This is a genomic window from Thermaerobacillus caldiproteolyticus (assembly GCF_013761245.1).
Taxonomy (GTDB): domain Bacteria; phylum Bacillota; class Bacilli; order Bacillales; family Anoxybacillaceae; genus Thermaerobacillus; species Thermaerobacillus caldiproteolyticus.
On the sequence record NZ_JACDUT010000004.1, the window covers coordinates 1 to 17,910 of the forward strand.

Consider the following 17,910-nt stretch of genomic DNA (forward strand, 5'->3'; position numbering starts at 1 on the left):
TTCATTGCATGTTCGATAACAAAATTGGAAATCATGATAGTGTCCACCCCTTGGAAATGTGTTTTTTAGGTCACTGTATATGATTTCCAAGACGGATGGATTTTTTGTGTACATTTATGCATTCACTATGCGTTTTGCAACACGTTCTATTAAATAAATTCATGGTGCTGCAAAACTAGAGTAAAAACTCAAAATTACGCATGAGAATGCATAACTGCATATGTGTTAATAGGACAGCAACTATCACACAGAAAATCTTGAAAAAATTAAATTAATAACTACTGATTAATCTTATTCTGGAGATGATGAAAATGGGTAAAGTCAAAGTTTATCATTACGATGCATTCAGCAATGAACCGAATATGGGAAATCCAGCAGGTGTAGTCTTAGATGGAGACCAACTTACCGAAAAGGAAATGCAAGAAATCGCGTTAAAAGTAGGCTTTAATGAAACAGCCTTTCCTCTTAAATCGGATAAAGCCGACGTTAGAATTCGTTATTTTACACCTAGACACGAAATGAATCTATGCGGTCATGCAACAATGGCTACGATTTATGCATTAAAAACAAAAGAATTACTAAAAGAAAAAAGCGAGTTAACCATAGAAACGAAAGCAGGAATCCTGCCAATAAGAATAAATCGAAATTCGCAAAACGAAATAGAGATAACGATGAAACAAGCATCTCCACAATTTAAAGAATTTCATGGATCCATTGAAGAATTAGCCTTTTCAATAGGGCTGAAAAAAGACGATATCGAACCGAACTTACCGATTTTATACGGAAGTACAGGTGCTTGGACTCTACTAATTCCAATAAAAACCCTAATTGCTTTCAAAAGAATGAAACCAAATAATAAGCTCTTCCCAAGTATATTGAAAGAAATGCCAAGGGCTTCTGTCCACCCTTTCTGTTTAGAAACTTATGATTCAAATGCACATATGCATGCTCGACATTTTTCTTCGCCTTTCTCTGGCACGATTGAAGACCCAGTAACAGGAACTGCTTCTGGGGTAATGGGCGCATATTATGCAAAATATATCGCAGATAATAACATATTAAACCTTTTAATTGAACAAGGTCAGGAAATTGGAAGAGATGGAAGAGTAAAAGTAAGTGTGATGAAAAATAAGGATTCATATGAAGTAGAAATTACAGGTAAAGCTGTTTTTGTAAAAGAGATTGAAGTTCATATTTAGTTAGTAAGGTTTCTTGTTTCACTCCCATAGAAGAACCAAATTTTTTTGTAACTGTGGTGCTGCGAAATGCAGCATGGGAGGCTAACGGGAAGCGATAGCTGAACAAGAAAAACATGAGTAAATTATTTTAGGCTGTTCCTAATAAAGAAAAAAGGACCCAGAAACATATTTATCATTGCTTCTTGGAAAAAACTTATTTCACTAATAGGCAGGTTAGTTCAATAACGTAATCATGTAATCTTTTTTTCAATTAGAATAATAGTAATTATTATTGAGGAGTTGACGGTATGAATAAAATTCTTTTACACCTAGAAGGGGCAGCTATCTTATCGTTAAGTCTTTATTTTTACTCTTATAATCAATTTAGTTGGCTTTTGTTTTTCGTTTTGTTATTAGCTCCAGATATATCAATGCTAGGGTACTTACTCAATAATAAGGTTGGTGCAGTGCTTTATAACTTATTTCATACATATAGTTTACCAATTGGAGCTGTTATCTTAGGGGTATTGTTATCAAACGAAGTTGTTTTAGCGATAGGTTTAATATGGTCGGCCCATATTGGAATGGATAGGATGATTGGCTATGGATTAAAATATCCAACACATTTTAAAGACACGCATTTAAATCGCGTTTAAATAAACTATTCAGCTAAAGGGGACGAGGGTCTTACCCTTTGGCAAGTAGATAATAAAAAGGCCTAAGCGACCAGTGTAGTGTATTTCGGTATTCAATTGGAGTACAGTGGTTGAAATCGTTCATGATTGTAAAACCATATGTAGTTGTCAATGGCTTGATAGAGTTCTTGCTCTGTTTTATTCTGAGAAAGTGCAACATTTTTGTTTTGAGAGGCAAAAAGAAGGACTCGATGCAAGTGTTATCAAGCAGTTTTCTTTGTAAGAGTGGCTACCCATCAGGTCAAGTTTTTCTATTCGTTTGTTGTACTGCTTTGGCGTGTGTTGGGACCCTTGATCAGAATGAAGGATGGTTCCATGCACGTCTTTTTTTAGCTAATTCCTCTACAGTGTCTATCACAAGTATGATCTTATTGTTATACAGATCTTGAATAGCAGAAAGACAAAAGAAGCAGGTGCCCAATGCGATGTAGGTCATATTCTGCTACATACATACCATCTGCTCTAAATTCTCGGCTCAGCCGACTAGGGAAATAACAGACAGCTGCTTTCCGAAATAGCGCTGTTTTTTTAATCAAGGATTGCGTCTTCATTTCTTTCATAAGTCTTAGACTCGCTTGTGATGAATTTCAAAGCGAATTGCATTCTTGGATAACAATTAAAAAGAACGAGAACGGTGAAAAGCTAACATGTTACTCCTTTAAGTATATGATCTCTTTGTTGTTGTGTTTTTTCTTCCTCTCTGCACTTATGATATTTTTTGAACTATATCTTCTTTTGAGGACAACTTGGGATTCCTAATTCCTCATTCCCATCCATGAGCTCTTTGCTTGAATTTCTCAGTATAACTATGAAATTTTTGTCCTTTTTCGTGCCATAAAAACTCCTCTGCAAGTATAGTGGAACATCCAACGATTAAAAGTGGGATTTTTACACTGTCTTTTTAGAGGGGGATATCAATTAGCTGGACTTTTTCACTAAACTTTTAAATTGCTTTGCAATCTGATATACTCTATATAGTAATGATAATCATTATCAATTATAAGGTTTTTCTACGAAAATCTTGTTAAAAAAATAGCTGTATGCCATGGACAGGATACACAACGTTCTCGAAAAGCTTTTCAACGGAAGTCGAAGGGCTTATTTGCATTGAGATGATGCAGAAACAGATAAGGACGGTGAGAGCATATGATTCACCAAGAAACAGTTAAGCAGGAAGTCATTGATTTTTCGTTGGATGGCTTGTTTTTTCGACTTCGGGATATGGAATTTGTTAAAGGGGACGGCAATTGGCAGATCGAGCAGCATCTCACTGGTTCTCATGTCCTTTTCGTCGTGACAAACGGACGAGGACGATTGATGCTGGACAGTAGTGAATGCCGGTTGCGGCAGGACACTGTTTATGTGTGTGCTCCTGGAGAAACTTACGGAGCCGAAGCAGAAAATCCGGATGGGCTGAAGATGTTTCTTTTTAAGTTCGACGTGTTTCGGGTAACGGAACAAAGATATGAGCGCGTGCAAGGTATGAAAGAAGAGCATTTATTCCCGTTGAAGGGAGAAATCCAGGTTTCTCCTGCTGGACAGCTTGCTTCCTTGTGCGATGAGATTTACCGTCATTGGCATAGCGAAGACGGGCTGGAACGCTTTCGCAGTCAACTCACTTTTCAGGAATTGCTCTATTACATTATGAAAAACCGCCGCCTTCTGTCAGGGGAGTCGCGAACGGCGCTGGAGTCAGCGAAGGACTATATGGAACGTTATTTTAACGAGAATTTGACGATTGAGCAGTTGGCACGCATAGCTAAAATCAGCCCTAAGTATTTTGTGGATTTGTTTAAAAAAACGTACGGGATCAGCGCCATCGATTATTTGACCGAGCTGCGGATCAACAAGGCTAAGCAACTCATGGCGCAATCTGATGCTAAGCTGCGGGACATTGCCCATCAGGTCGGTTACCACGATGAATTTTATTTCAGTCGCAAATTCAAGAAGAAAGTGGGAGTCGCGCCTACGGTTTATATGAAAAGCCGCCGTCGTAAAATCGCAGCCTATAGATCTCCTATTACCGGCCAATTGCTTGCTCTCAAGATTATTCCCTATGCTGCGCCGCTTCATCCGAAATGGACCGCCTATTACTATAAGATGTATCGCACGGATATTTCCGTACATCTCAGCGCTTACCGCCAAAATCAACATTGGGAGTCCAACATCGAAACGCTTTTCCATGCCCGTCCAGATGTTGTGATCAGCACGGATGAGTTGGATGCCAGAGAGAAAGAGCGGCTTGAACAGATTGCCCCCATCTTTTATGTGCCGTGGATGGAGAAGAATTGGCGGGAGCAACTGCTGCTGACAGCTGAATTTTTAGGTGAAACAGGAGAAGCGGAGCATTGGCTTAAAACCTATGACCGGAAGGTGAACCTTGCAAGAGCTCGGTTAAAACGCGAGGTGAGGGACGACACTTTCCTCATTGTACGGATCTCAAAACAAAATTTATATGTTCACTGTAATCGCAGCATGTCTGAAGTATTTTATCATGATTTGCAGTTGGCTCCCGCGTATTGTTGTGATCGTTCCGTCTACGATCAGCAGATCCCGATCGAACAGTTGGTTGAAATTGATCCCGATCGACTTCTCTTGTTGGTTCGGCAAGAAGATGAAACATTGGTCTATTGGAAAACATTGCAATATTCCATACCATGGCAGGAATTGAAGGCGGTTCGGAGCAACCGAGTTTATTTGATTCCTTCGGATCCATGGGTGGAGTATTCTGCATGTGCACATGACAGGATCATCGACGAGTCATTGAAGCTTTTTTCTGGAGATTGTCCAAAATGAATTCCGGATACCGTCCATGGTCAGAAAAAAGAGCCTAGTTTATAATCATTAATGATAATCATTATCAATAGAAGAAGTTGAGAGGGGGACTTTAGACCTATTATGAAAAGGAAATGTCTTTATTTTAGTCTTATTGCTTTACTCATTCTAATATTGACAGCTTGCGGTGCGAAACAATCATCTGCACCAGACAAAGCTGCGGAAGGGAACTCGACAAGCAGCACGACAGAGCAAGAAAAGAAAGCTGATGCAAATGAAACAAGAACCATCCATTACCTTGGAAAAGATTATACGGTTCCCGCAAAAGCGGAAAGAATTGTGATCGCCGGCAGTATGGAAACGATGGAAGACGCGCTTGTTCTGGGAGTTAAACCGCTTGGCGGCATCACGGTCGGCGGCAAGTTTCCGGACATGTTCAGGGAAATTACAGGTTCCACCGTATCCATTGGAGAAAAAGCACAGCCTAATATAGAAACTATACTGAAACTGAAACCAGATGTCATCTTTGCTACTACGAAATTCCCGCCGGATGTCATCGGAAAATTGGAGAAAATCGCTCCGACCATTCCGGTTTCTCATATATCGACAAATTGGGAAGCGAATCTGCATCTTCTTGCGGAATTGACAGGTAAGCAAGACATCGCTGAGAAAGCATTGCAGAAGTATAAGGATGATGTCGCAGCGGCGAAAGCGCAGTTAGGTGATCGACTAAAAGATAAAAAAGTCGTCATAGTTCGCATCAGAGGCGGCAATATCATGATTTATCCAGAAGATGTATTTTTCAATCCTTCGCTGTACATGGATTTGGGCCTGACGGCACCACAAGAGATCAAAAACGCCAAAGCGCAGGAAATGATCTCTCTAGAAAAATTTAGTGAAATGAATCCAGATTATATCTTTGTGCAGTTCTCTGAGGACGAGAACAAGGATCAGCCTAATGCACTCAAAAACTTGCAAAACAATCCGATTTGGCAAAGCATCAATGCAGTCAAAAATAACAAAGTGTTTGTGAACGTTGTTGATCCGCTCGCGCAAGGCGGTACGGCATGGAGTAAAATCAATTTCTTGAAAGCGGCTGTGGAGAAGCTGGGCAATGAATAAAACAAGGCGGTAGCATAAATATGCGATCAAAGATTTTTTTGCCGGCTTTCATACTATGGCTCTCCCCGATTGTGATGGTGTTCATCATCATTGCATCTATTCTATATGGAGCGAAAAATATAGACTGGACGACGGTTTGGGATGCGTTTTTCCACTTTGATCCGGACAATGTGAACCATCAAATCGTGATGCATTCCCGGCTGCCAAGGGTGATCGGAGCGCTTCTAATCGGAGCGTTCCTAGCCATATCTGGGGCCATCATGCAAGGAATGACAAGAAACTATCTTGCGTCACCTTCTATTATGGGAGTTTCTGACGGATCGGTTTTTGCCATTACACTTTGTATGATTTTGGCGCCGGGAGCCTCTTCTTTGGATATGATCATGTATTCATTTGGCGGCTCGATGTTTGCCGTGGGCATCGTCTTCGGGTTAGCGTCACTCTTGCCGGATGGAATGTCTCCAGTTCGAATGGCGATCATCGGCACCATCATCGGAACGTTTCTGAGCAGTGTTTCAGCCGCCATGGCCTCCTATTTTCAAGTTTCACAAAACATCAGTTTTTGGTACAATGCCCGGCTGCACCAGATGGATCCCGGTCTGATCAAACTCGCGGTGCCTTTTGCACTGGTCGGTATCGCGATCGCGCTCTTTATTTCCAAATCGATCACGATTCTCTCATTGGGCGAGGACGTGTCCGTGAGCTTGGGACAGAGAACGATGCTGGTCAAGGCGATGGCTGTCTCCAGCGTCGTCATTTTGACCGGCATTTCCGTCGCACTGGCTGGTAATATCGGATTCGTGGGCCTGATCATTCCCCATATCACCCGGTTTTTGGTTGGTGTTGATTATCGGTGGATTATTCCTTGCACCGGCGTTCTCGGAGCCATCTTTCTGGCTCTGTCTGATATCCTCAGCAGGTTCTTGAACTATCCGTTTGAGACACCGATCGGGGTCGTCACTTCCTTGATTGGTGTGCCTTTCTTCCTCTATTTAATTTACAAGAGAGGAGGAGGGAAACATGCCTAAAAACTCGGCGGGACGCTATTGGACAGTGCTGCTTATAAGTTTCGGAATTGTGCTAGTTGCGATTTGTGTCAGTCTGACGAATGGCGTATTTGACATGACGGTCATAGACGTGCTGAAGACCCTGTTGCGAATCGATCCAGTTCCGGATCACGATTTGGTCATTTTCGACTTTCGGCTGCCTCGCATTGTGGTTGCCGCGCTCGTCGGGTTCGGTCTCGGTGTCGCGGGAGCTGCAATACAAGGGATAAGCAGAAACGGGCTAGCTGATCCCGGGATTTTGGGTATTAACGCGGGAGCGGGAGCCGCGATTGTCATTTTTATGTTTTTCTTTGAGGGGCGAATAGCGGGAAGTGGATGGCTGTCTATCTTGGCAATGCCGTTGTTCGGATGGATTGGCGGATTGGGAGCCGCCGTTCTGATTTACTTTTTTGCCTGGCGGAACGGGAGATTGGATCCCCAGCGTCTGATCTTAGTCGGGATCGCAGCAGGTTCCGGACTAGGGGCTTTATCTTTATACTTATCCCTAAAAATGAATCCGCAGGACTTCGAGATGGCGACGGTATGGCTCACAGGAAGCATTTGGAACGCCAATTGGCAATATATCGCTTCAATGTTGCCATGGCTTGCCATTTTAGTTCCTATTATCATCAGAAAATCGTATATTTTGGACCTGCTCCAATTGGGGGAAGACAGTGCGAAAAGCTTAGGAGTCTCCACGGAAAAAGAAAAAAATGTATTGCTTTTAAGCAGCATTGGCATCGTGAGCGCGTGTGTGTCCGTGTCTGGAAACATCGGATTTGTCGGCCTGATAGCTCCCCACATTGCCAAGCGTTTGGTCGGCATCCATCATCATCGGGTTATTCCTGTATGCGGAACCATCGGTATGCTTTTAGTCATCGTTTCCGATTTTATTGCCAAAACCGTCTTTTCCCCGATCGAGCTGCCTGTTGGGATTGTCATTTCTATCATTGGTATCCCTTATTTCGTGTACTTGTTGTTTAAAACCAAAGTGTAGGAAGAAAAAGGCCTTGTTCATAAGGTGAAATGGAGGATTGTTATGGAACTTAGCCAATTGTTGAGAGAACGTCGTTCGGTTCATACCTTCGAAGATCGTCCCGTATCTCCCGAACTTGTGATGGAACTACTTGAAACCGCCATTTGGGTGCCCAATCATCGTATGACGCAACCGTGGCGTTTCATTCTCACCTATGGCGAAGGACGCAGGAAGATTGCCGAGGCTGTACGGAAAATCAAAGAGAGCAAGGAACCCGACCCGAGCAAAAAGAAAGAAGTTGGACAGAAGTTTTATGACAAAATCATGTCCATTCCGATGATTTTGACTGTTCTGATGAAGGAAGATCCCAGTCTGATTGTCAGGGAAGAAGATTATGCGTCGACCAGTTGCGTGATCCACAACTTCAGTTTGTTGGCTTGGGAAAAGGGAATCGGATTGGTGTGGGAGACGTATGGGTGGTTGCATGAATCCATATTCCGTGAAACAATGGGTATCCAGCCCGGTGAAAAAGTGGTGGGCAATCTTCATATCGGCTATCCTGCCAAGATTCCGCCTGCACAGCCAAGGATTCCTGCGGCTCATTTGATCACTGTCTTCGATCAAGCTTGATGATTGGATCCGTCATGATTACTATAAGGAGAACGATATGAACGGCACATTGGTTAAGGAGTTCTTTGAAGGAAGGGAACTCTTCATCTATCTCCCTCCCTCTTATGAAACAAGTCGAGCGAAATTCCCGGTTGTTTATGTTCAGGACGGCGGAGACTTATTCGATCCTCACCAGAACAATTCCTTGGTGCGATTGGAGCGCATGTTCGCTCGCGGCGAACTTGGAGAGCTTTTACTGGTTGGCATTGAGCCGAAAAATCGATTGGATGAATATACGCCGTGGTATGCGAAAGCTTTATCCGATAAATATGCCGATTTTGGCGGACAGGGCTTCAACTATCTGTCGTTTCTTGTGGAGAAATTAAAACCTTATATTGATAGAGAATACAAGACGGACAGTCGCCGGCAGCAAACGGGAATGATCGGGGCGTCACTCGGAGGACTGATTTCCATTTATGCCGCTTATTTGTACCCCAATGTGTTTGGTAAAATCGGTTCAATATCAGGATCGTTTTGGTACGAAGGTTTCATCGATTTTATGCAATCGAAAACTATCGATTCCAGACTGAAAATTTATATGGATGTGGGAAGTATAGAGGGAATTGAGAAGCAGAACATCCAGAAAGAAATGGTTTCAAGAACGAAAGAAGCCTATACCATATTGATGAATAACGGATTGACCAGAGAAAGATTGCAGTTTGTGCTTGAAGAAGGAACACCGCATGCCCGCATATTTTTTTCAAGACGATTCCCTCGAGCGGTGAAATGGTTATATTCGAACGAAACAGTGAGTTAAATATTCTGCCTGCGATGTTGTCTGTCCGCCAACAATCATCGCGTACAAATAAATAAGATTTAGAGGAGGAATTAGCGGTGGCTCGCAAAAAAATTGAACAGGCTGCAATGATGGTCAAGGATACCGCTGGCCGTGAGGTTACAATACCGCGGACAGAACAGCGCGTGATACATTCGCACGCTGGGAACCGCGAATATCGAATCTTTGTGGCCAAACCTGATGGAGAGCCGCCTCCCTCGGGATTTCCGGTCATCTATTTGCTGGATGCCAATGCTGTATTCGGAACGATGGTGGAGGCGATGCGCGTGCAAGCATGTCGTCCCGAAAAGACGGGGGTCTTTCCAGCTGTGATCGTCGGTATCGGTTATCCGACGGAAATGCCGTTTGCTCCTGCACGCTTCTATGATTTTACGTTGCCGGTATCCGCTGCTGAACTGCCTTCCAGACCCGACGGAACCGCATGGCCGGAACTAGGAGGAGCAGAAGTTTTTTTAAAATTTATTGAAGAGGAATTGAAGCCGGAGATAGAATGCGAGTTCAAAATTGACAGCGAGAGGCAAACGCTCTTTGGTCATTCTCTTGGGGGACTTTTTGCGCTGCATGTTCTTTTCACGAAGCCGACTGCCTTCCGGACGTATATCGCAGGAAGCCCATCCATTCATTGGAACAAACGACTTCTTCTCGAAGCGGAGCAACAATTCGTGTCACGCTTGGAACGGGAAACGCTAAACGTTGAAATCTTACTGGCAGTGGGAGAGTTGGAGAAGAGTCATAAAAGCCGCATAAATGACAACGCGAAGGAGCTTGCAGAACGCTTGTCCGCCTTCGCCGACCGAGGAGTGTACGTGGAGTTCAAGGAATTTGAGGGTGAGGGCCACGTATCGGTATTGCCGGCCTTGATCAGCCGCGCTGTGCGGTTTGCATCGAGAAGGTGAAGGATCCAAAGGATGATTAAAGTGCCACGACTGACAGCAGAAGGAGGATCGCAGCAGGTGATGTGTAGCGTAATGCCCGTGATCTGAGGAGTTTTCTTATTGCGTACAAAAAACCTAATTTAAAGCAATACCCCCGCGTCATATCGGATACGGGGGGGTTGTCATATTGACACTGGTTCTTTAATATCCTGAATGTTTAAAAACCAATTGTAACAGTCAGAATAGACATTGCTATTTCTTCATATTATATTGAAATGATGTTTGAATGTATTTTGTTAATAAATATTTATTTATCGTTCTATCTATAAATTTTCTTAATCTAATGCATGTATTAGTTTAAGAATTGAAAAAATTTTCGATTTATTATAAAATGGTAAAAAACTGGGGGTATGATTAGTGAAAAAGAAAATATTGTTATTTTCCTCTATCTTTACAGTGTGTATATCAACTTATCTATATTTTAATTCTCCGAATGTTCATCAGACTATTAAAAAAGCAGATACTGATTTATATCAAACTGTTGAACGTAATAAAGAATGGGTTATTGTTTTTGACGAAGGAATCAATGAATCGTTGCTAAATAGTGATAACACCTACGTTTTAGACGAAAGAAATAACTATATTCCTGTAAAAATCCAACGCGAGAATAATGTAACGATAAAAATTCTTCCTCCTAAAGAGGGGTATAAAACGGGAAGCAATTATTATTTATTCATAAACAAGGAGTTAGACTTAAAAGACTTAGGTAAAGACACACAACAAAAAGAATATAAAATTGCCTTTAAGGTTGACAAAAATGTATAGTTTTCAATAAAAAAGAGCCTAACGACTAAAGTAAACTGTCCGTTAGTCAAATAAGAAAAGCAGGTTCTTTTGATGTTAGCATAAAAAGCGGATGCGGAGAACAGGGAGGAGGATGTATAAGCATATAGAAAAAAATCGCATGTATTGCTGTTATTTTTTGTGAAGAGGAGGTTTCTCCTTATTATGGGCAGGGAAGTACATTTTGACAAAGCAGAACTTACATTAAGGCTAACAGGAATTTTGAGTTTTTTTGCCTTAAAGCGAAAAGTAAAAATACCTTATTGTACAATTAAAAGTGTATATGTAGACTATTTTGATGCTCCTCGGTGGATGCTTAGGATGCCTGGGACTTCCATATCTCCTCTAAAGATCTATGAGGGGAGCTTTAAATATGCTAATGAATGGTACTTTCTTTCTTATGAACTCAGAGAGCCTCTTGTAATTATTGAGTTGGAAGGGCACGAAAAATATAATTATGTCATATTTCAGATTAAAGATCCTATAAGTATTGCCTCAGAAATTAGAAAACGGATAAGAAATTTGGAATAAACGATTTCTAAAATGTACTCTCCCTATTTCACTTCTATGTAGGAACAGAATTTCTTGTATCATCTTTGGGGCCATGAAATGTAGCATGGGGGGTTAATGGAAGCGATCGAAGAGAAATAGAAAACGCTTGATTTTTGGAAATTACCCAAGGTCCTTACCTATGTTAAATGGTCAATGAAATGATATATTTTTTATAGTGTTATTTAAGAGTTTGTACTCTAAAACAGAATCTTATTTCTAGTTAATTATTTCAATAGAGAAAAAAGTCTTGACCGAAAATGAGATAAATTATATAATATCTATCGTCAGCACGAAAGTTCGAATCGTTTTCGGTAATCATTGATCTAAAGGTGAGAAGAAGGAAAAGAACCTTTGGTATAAAAGGTTTTTGGTAAGTGAAGGGATACACGGTTTCATAGCGGCACAAAACCGGGTTCCATCGGGGAATTTGGGGTACTATCAACAGTACCATTTTGACAGGGGAGACCTGTTTTTTATTTTCATTTTCCGTCGACATATTTCGAGCTTTTTTGCGGGTGTAGTTTAGTGGTAAAACCTCAGCCTTCCAAGCTGATGTCGTGGGTTCGATTCCCATCACCCGCTCCATGATGCATAAAATACATAGGGGGCAACGCAGTGTTTCGTTTCTAAGGGAGAACGGGGCATTGCGTTTTTTATTTTATTACAAAATGATTTGATGAAAAGCTTCTCCTCCGTGAATTTGTATAAACATGCTTTGAATAGAATTAACGAGTTTTTCGCATTGTTCTTGTTTCATAGATGGCAATAAATAGACAAATTGTATTGCGTTTTTTGTCTCTTGAGTGACGGAGGTTCTCTCTGAATCGACAATAGGGCTTCCGAACGGTCCAAGTTCGTCTTTTGTCACGAGTTTGCGGGCAAAATTGACCGTACGACCATTGATAGCGATATACTCGTCGCGATCAGTACCAATGTCGATGGAAATATTTCCTTGCAATTTGTCTAAGTCATAAATGCCGATCGGGATTTTATAATAAAGAGAGAAGAAATTGTTCACATCGGCCGCTGAATGAATCGACGGGATAAAGTTTTGCTTTTGAATGCGCCGATATAAACTTTCCGAAGATGGACGGTATCGGCTTGGATCGGTGCCAATGGCTTTAAAAGCTGCGCGCCATTCTGCTAATTCAGGAATGTCAGCAATAGGAGTGTCTTGTAAGTCAAAATAAATGGATTCCTGGAAAAGCTGCAATCTTCCTTTTAACATTTGCGGAGAGTGATCAACAACGATATTGTTGTAAATAATGACTCCCGCTTTAAACGGGGGCAGTGCTTGTTTAACCGCTGCTGAGACAACGATTTCCATTTTCTCACCTCTTTTTTCTTTAGTATAACATATATTCCGAATTTGGGCGAAAGGAGGGATAGTGATGGATGTGGCAAAATTAAAAGAAGAAATTATTGAATACAGTAAAACGATCGGCATTGATAAAATTGGATTTGCCAGTGCCGATCCATTTGTGGAGTTAAAAGAGCGTCTTCGTCAGCAACAGCAATTAGGATATCAATCTGGGTTTGAAGAGCCGGATATTGAAAAGCGCACGAATCCGTCATTACTTTTACCTGAGGCGAAGTCGATTATCGCGATTGCCTTAGCGTATCCGTCAAAAATGAAAAACGCGCCACGGAGTACAAGAACGGAAAGGCGAGGAATTTTCTGCAGAGCTTCGTGGGGACGAGATTATCATCATGTTTTGCGCGAACGGTTAACAAAATTAGAGGAATTTATTTTAAAGAAAGCTCCAGATGCAAAAGTCAAATCGATGGTTGATACAGGAGAGCTTGCTGACCGTGCTGTTGCAGAGAGGGCTGGCATCGGTTGGAGCGGAAAAAATTGCTCGATTATTACGCCTGAATTTGGCTCATATGTGTATTTAGGTGAAATGATTACGAACATTCCCTTTCCGCCGGATGAACCGATTGAAAACCGTTGCGGGACATGTACGAAATGTATTGATGCCTGTCCAACAGGAGCACTCGTACAAGGAGGCCAACTCAATGCGCAACGATGCATTGCGTTCCTTACGCAGACGAAAGGATTTTTAGCGGATGAGTTTCGCGATAAAATCGGTAATCGCCTTTACGGTTGCGATACTTGTCAAGTGGTCTGTCCTGAAAATAAAGGAAAAGATTTTCATCTTCATCCGGAAATGGAACCCGATCCAGAAATTTCAAAACCGAAATTAATCCCGCTTCTTCACATTAGCAATCGCGAATTTAAAGAAAAATTCGGTTCCATTGCTGGGGCCTGGCGCGGGAAAAAGCCGATTCAGCGCAATGCGATTTTAGCGTTAGCACATTATAAGGATAAAACGGCGATTCCTGATTTATTACAGCTGCTAAAAGAGGATAGCCGGCCAGTGATTAGAGGAACGGCTGCGTGGGCGTTAGGGAAAATCGGAGATCTACGTGCGCTCCCTGCTTTGGAAAAAGCAAAAGAAACGGAGGAAGACGAAGACGTTCGCAATGAAATTGAGAAAGCATTGCAGATGTTGAAATAATAAGGAAAAAATTGCTTGTCGCTCACATAACGTAGTAACAAAAAGAAAGTGGTGGGCGACGTGAAACAGCGATTACAGGATTTACTAGCGAAGCGTGCGCAATGTTTTGTGTCAGGAAGCAAAAACGAAGATATGCTTCATCTGTATGATCCGGCGATGGAGAGAAAACATCGCCTAATGGAAAAGCGGGAGGCAGAAATCGTTCGATGTGCGATAAAAGGGCAAGTCGTTCGCAAATACGAACTCGAGGAGCATGCGGATATTGAATATCTTGTCCATTATCAGTTTTTAATTAAACAAAATAGATGGATGTATATAGAGGAACAAGTGGAAGAAAGACGAGCTCGGTTTCAATCTGGGGAGCTTGTTAAGGATGAAAGGGTAACGGCTTTTGAAACGATGGAGCCAAAACAGCAAATTGAGTTGGAACGATCCGTTAGAGAGAAAATTTCTTACGAATATGATCGAATCAAAGCGGTACGCTATGCAGAAACATGGTGGAATAGCTATAATCCGGCATTTAAAACATTTAAAGTTGATTGTACGAACTTTGTTTCGCAATGTTTATACGCTGGCGGCATACCGATGACGGGATACCCGAATCGGGCAAAAGGTTGGTGGATGAAAAATCATAATTGGAGTTATAGTTGGGCCGTTGCCCATTCATTTCGTTGGTATTTAAGCAGTGCGCGAGTTGGATTGCAGGCGGTAGAGGTATCATCGCCGGAGCAATTAATACGGGGAGACGTAATTTGTTATGATTTTGAAGGAGACGGGCGCTTCAATCATACGACGATCGTGGTCGCCAAAGACCAACAAGGAATGCCTTTAGTAAACGCGCATACGACAAACAGCCGAATGCGCTACTGGTCATATGAAGATTCGACCGCTTATACACCCAATATTCAGTATAAGTTTTTTCATATTATTGACAAGTAATAGTATAGTATAATAAGACGAAGAACATCAATTTGAGGTGAATCACTGTGGCGTTACACGTAGTATTATATCAACCAGAAATTCCAGCGAATACAGGAAATATTGCACGCACGTGCGCAGCGACTGACACGGTGTTACATTTAATCCGACCGCTTGGCTTTTCTACCGATGATAAAATGCTAAAGCGCGCTGGACTCGATTATTGGCAATATGTCAATATCTTTTATTATGATTCATTGCAGGAGCTATTTGATCAATATAAAGAAGGGGAATTTTATTTTATTACGAAGTTTGGGAAAAAGTATTATGATGCCTTTGATTTTAGCGATACACAAAAAGATTACTTCTTTGTGTTCGGTCGCGAAACGAGCGGACTTCCAAAAGAGTTAATTGAAACAAATATGGAGCGCTGCTTGCGCATTCCGATGAACGATAAAGTGCGTTCCCTTAATTTATCGAACACAGCGGCGATTTTAGTGTATGAAGCGTTACGACAACAACGATTCAATGGGTTATTTTAATAAAAAACGACCTTCTATACGGAGGTCGTTTTTTATTGATTAATTTTTCACACCAGGTTTGTCATTGTAGCCAGCTGTAAAAATGGCGGTTAAAAAGGCAACGATTACACCTAATACCAGCAACGTTCTCACGGCGGTTCCTCCTTCATCAAATAGTCATCTCGTCTTTTTATTATAGCCTATGTGACAAGCAATGTGAATGACGAGTCTAAAGCGAAGGTGATGGGGCAAATTTTTATTTCGAGACGAATCATAACGGACATCCTCGCATACATTGTAATAATCCTGCTGTTAGACATCAAGGATAAGGAGGTCCTTTATGGATATTTTAAAGAAGATCGCGAAATATCGAGAAGAAGAAGAACGATTGAAATGGGAAGGAACCTTCGCGGAGTATTTAGAGATTTTGAAGGAAAAGCCGTGGGTTGCCCAATCGTCACATTCACGTGTTTATAATATGATTAAAGATGCCGGTGTCGAGGAAGTGGACGGAAGAAAACGATATACGTTTTTTAGCGGGCAATTATTTGGATTAGAAGAAGCGTTGGAAAGATTAGTGGAGGAATATTTTCACCCGGCTGCGAAACGACTTGATGTCCGCAAGCGCATTTTGTTATTGATGGGACCAGTTGGTGGCGGAAAATCGACGCTTGTAACGATGTTAAAGAGGGGATTAGAGGCCTATTCGTTAACCGATCGCGGCGCAGTTTATGCAATTAAAGGCTGCCCGATGCACGAAGATCCGCTCCACTTGATTCCGCACCATTTGCGCGATGATTTTTATAAAGAATATGGCATTCGTATTGAAGGAGATCTTTCACCGCTCAATATGATGCGACTTGAAAAAGAGTACGGTGGACGCATTGAAAATGTGATGGTCGAACGAATTTTCTTTTCCGAAAATAAGCGGGTCGGAATTGGTACGTTTAGCCCGTCAGACCCGAAATCACAAGATATTGCTGATTTGACGGGAAGCATTGATTTTGCGACGATTGCTCAATATGGCTCTGAGTCGGATCCACGGGCATATCGCTTCGATGGTGAACTCAACAAAGCAAATCGAGGGATTATGGAATTTCAGGAAATGTTAAAATGCGATGAGAAATTTTTATGGCACTTGCTTTCATTAACACAAGAAGGGAATTTCAAAGCAGGCCGATTCGCTTTGATTAGCGCTGATGAATTAATTGTCGCTCATACGAACGAAACGGAGTACCGTTCATTCATTTCTAATAAAAAGAACGAAGCGCTCCATTCCAGAATTATCGTCATGCCGATTCCATATAACTTAAAAGTTTCCGAAGAAGAGAGAATTTATGAAAAAATGATTAGGGAAAGCGATGTCGCCGATGTGCATATTGCCCCACATACGCTCCGGGTCGCAGCGATGTTTACGATTTTAACTCGGCTGAAAGAATCGAAACGTCCGGATATTGATTTAATTAAGAAAATGCGCTTGTATGACGGGGAAGCCGTCGAAGGATTTAACGAAGTAGATGTAGAGGAATTGAAAAAAGAACATACTGATGAAGGGATGAGCGGGATTGATCCTCGCTACGTCATTAACCGTATTTCTTCGTGCATTATTCGGAAAGGCATTCCGTCTATTAATGCGTTAGATGTACTGCGTTCGTTGAAAGAAGGACTTGATCAGCACCCGTCCATTTCGAAGGAAGACCGTGAACGGTATTTAAACTTCATTTCCCTTGCGCGGAAAGAATATGATGAAATTGCGAAAAAAGAAGTACAAAAAGCGTTTGTCTATTCATATGAAGAATCGGCGAAAACGCTTATGGACAATTACTTAGACAATGTTGAAGCGTATTGCAATAAAACAAAATTGCGCGATCCGCTTACAGGCGAAGAAATGAATCCAGATGAAAAGCTAATGCGTTCAATCGAAGAGCAAATCGGCATTTCCGAAAACGCGAAAAAAGCGTTCCGCGAAGAGATTTTAATTCGTATCTCCGCCTATGCGCGAAAAGGACAACGATTCGATTATAATTCTCATGAACGATTGCGGGAAGCGATTCAAAAGAAATTGTTCGCTGATTTAAAAGACATCGTCAAAATTACAACGTCCAGCAAAACACCAGATGAGCAACAATTAAAGAAAATTAACGAAGTGGTAGCGCGGCTGATTGATGAATACGGCTATAATTCTACGTCGGCCAACGAATTGCTTCGCTATGTAGGAAGCCTATTAAACCGCTAGCATGCCTCAATATCGGGCATGCTTTTTTACTCACATGAAATGATTTTTGGCTTGTCCGACCAAAAGTTAGGATGTAATTTTCGTAATAATTTGTCAATTATTTCGCTTCCATGCATAGGATATAAAGTAAACAACCGTTATGTATTGATTGGATTTTTTCAGACGCCAAGATAAGTATATGCCTCA

Annotated in this window: 17 protein-coding genes and 1 tRNA gene; 16 read left to right on the forward strand and 2 right to left on the reverse strand. The window is 41.6% G+C overall.

Going from position 1 to position 17,910, the window contains the following annotated elements:
- The first annotated feature begins 311 nt into the window (after positions 1–311).
- Both HNR31_RS06950 and HNR31_RS06955 read left to right on the forward strand, forming a co-directional pair.
- A complete protein-coding gene (locus HNR31_RS06950) occupies positions 312–1,199 on the forward strand; it encodes a PhzF family phenazine biosynthesis isomerase (RefSeq protein ID WP_181555551.1) in 888 nt (295 codons plus the stop codon).
- Positions 1,200–1,486: 287 nt separating this feature from the next.
- The gene (locus tag HNR31_RS06955; protein WP_181555552.1) at positions 1,487–1,834 is read left to right on the forward strand and encodes a DUF4260 domain-containing protein; all 348 of its coding nucleotides are present in this window, start codon (positions 1,487–1,489) and stop codon (positions 1,832–1,834) included.
- Positions 1,835–1,926: 92 nt separating this feature from the next.
- Here HNR31_RS06955 and HNR31_RS19245 read toward each other — a convergent pair whose 3' ends face one another.
- Entirely contained in the window at positions 1,927–2,070 is a 144-nt protein-coding gene (locus HNR31_RS19245) for an IS3 family transposase (protein WP_374058293.1), read from the reverse strand.
- A 949-nt stretch (positions 2,071–3,019) separates the two neighbouring features.
- On the opposite strand from HNR31_RS19245, the gene HNR31_RS06960 reads away from it, so the two are divergent.
- From HNR31_RS06960 to HNR31_RS07005, 10 genes are all read left to right on the forward strand, one after another.
- Positions 3,020–4,669 carry an AraC family transcriptional regulator gene (locus HNR31_RS06960; RefSeq protein ID WP_181555553.1) on the forward strand — a complete coding sequence of 550 codons (1,650 nt, stop codon included), beginning with the start codon at positions 3,020–3,022 and terminating at the stop codon, positions 4,667–4,669.
- A 99-nt stretch (positions 4,670–4,768) separates the two neighbouring features.
- Positions 4,769–5,770, forward strand: a complete 1,002-nt coding sequence (locus tag HNR31_RS06965) for an iron-hydroxamate ABC transporter substrate-binding protein (RefSeq protein ID WP_374058297.1) — start codon at positions 4,769–4,771, stop codon at positions 5,768–5,770.
- Positions 5,771–5,790: 20 nt separating this feature from the next.
- The gene (locus tag HNR31_RS06970) at positions 5,791–6,798 is read left to right on the forward strand and encodes a FecCD family ABC transporter permease (protein WP_181555555.1); all 1,008 of its coding nucleotides are present in this window, start codon (positions 5,791–5,793) and stop codon (positions 6,796–6,798) included.
- Positions 6,791–7,813, forward strand: coding sequence for a FecCD family ABC transporter permease (locus HNR31_RS06975; RefSeq protein ID WP_181555556.1), 1,023 nt, complete (start codon positions 6,791–6,793; stop codon positions 7,811–7,813). Before HNR31_RS06970 ends, HNR31_RS06975 begins: the two co-directional genes overlap by 8 nt.
- Before the next feature lie 42 nt (positions 7,814–7,855).
- A complete protein-coding gene (locus tag HNR31_RS06980; protein WP_181555557.1) occupies positions 7,856–8,422 on the forward strand; it encodes a nitroreductase family protein in 567 nt (188 codons plus the stop codon).
- 37 nt (positions 8,423–8,459) lie between these two features.
- Entirely contained in the window at positions 8,460–9,218 is a 759-nt protein-coding gene (locus HNR31_RS06985; RefSeq protein ID WP_181555558.1) for an alpha/beta hydrolase, read from the forward strand.
- A 77-nt stretch (positions 9,219–9,295) separates the two neighbouring features.
- Positions 9,296–10,153, forward strand: coding sequence for an alpha/beta hydrolase (locus tag HNR31_RS06990; RefSeq protein WP_308807059.1), 858 nt, complete (start codon positions 9,296–9,298; stop codon positions 10,151–10,153).
- Between the two features lie 396 nt (positions 10,154–10,549).
- A complete protein-coding gene (locus HNR31_RS06995) occupies positions 10,550–10,957 on the forward strand; it encodes a hypothetical protein (RefSeq protein ID WP_181555559.1) in 408 nt (135 codons plus the stop codon).
- 183 nt (positions 10,958–11,140) lie between these two features.
- Positions 11,141–11,506, forward strand: coding sequence for a hypothetical protein (locus HNR31_RS07000; protein ID WP_181555560.1), 366 nt, complete (start codon positions 11,141–11,143; stop codon positions 11,504–11,506).
- A 532-nt stretch (positions 11,507–12,038) separates the two neighbouring features.
- Positions 12,039–12,112 (forward strand) — tRNA-Gly (locus tag HNR31_RS07005).
- Between the two features lie 76 nt (positions 12,113–12,188).
- Here the strand turns inward: HNR31_RS07005 and HNR31_RS07010 are convergent.
- Positions 12,189–12,854 carry a B3/B4 domain-containing protein gene (locus HNR31_RS07010; RefSeq protein ID WP_181555561.1) on the reverse strand — a complete coding sequence of 222 codons (666 nt, stop codon included), beginning with the start codon at positions 12,852–12,854 and terminating at the stop codon, positions 12,189–12,191.
- 64 nt (positions 12,855–12,918) lie between these two features.
- Here HNR31_RS07010 and queG point away from each other — a divergent pair, with 64 nt between their 5' ends.
- The 4 genes from queG to HNR31_RS07030 all read left to right on the forward strand — a co-directional run bounded on the left by queG (position 12,919) and on the right by HNR31_RS07030 (position 17,724).
- Entirely contained in the window at positions 12,919–14,049 is a 1,131-nt protein-coding gene (gene queG / locus HNR31_RS07015) for a tRNA epoxyqueuosine(34) reductase QueG (protein WP_181555562.1), read from the forward strand.
- A 60-nt stretch (positions 14,050–14,109) separates the two neighbouring features.
- A complete protein-coding gene (locus HNR31_RS07020) occupies positions 14,110–14,988 on the forward strand; it encodes an amidase domain-containing protein (RefSeq protein ID WP_181555563.1) in 879 nt (292 codons plus the stop codon).
- A gap of 47 nt (positions 14,989–15,035) precedes the next feature.
- Positions 15,036–15,509 (forward strand): tRNA (uridine(34)/cytosine(34)/5-carboxymethylaminomethyluridine(34)-2'-O)-methyltransferase TrmL, encoded by a 474-nt coding sequence (trmL, locus tag HNR31_RS07025; RefSeq protein ID WP_181555564.1) that lies wholly within the window; start codon positions 15,036–15,038, stop codon positions 15,507–15,509.
- 319 nt (positions 15,510–15,828) lie between these two features.
- Entirely contained in the window at positions 15,829–17,724 is a 1,896-nt protein-coding gene (locus HNR31_RS07030; RefSeq protein ID WP_181555565.1) for a PrkA family serine protein kinase, read from the forward strand.
- Positions 17,725–17,910: the final 186 nt, after the last annotated feature.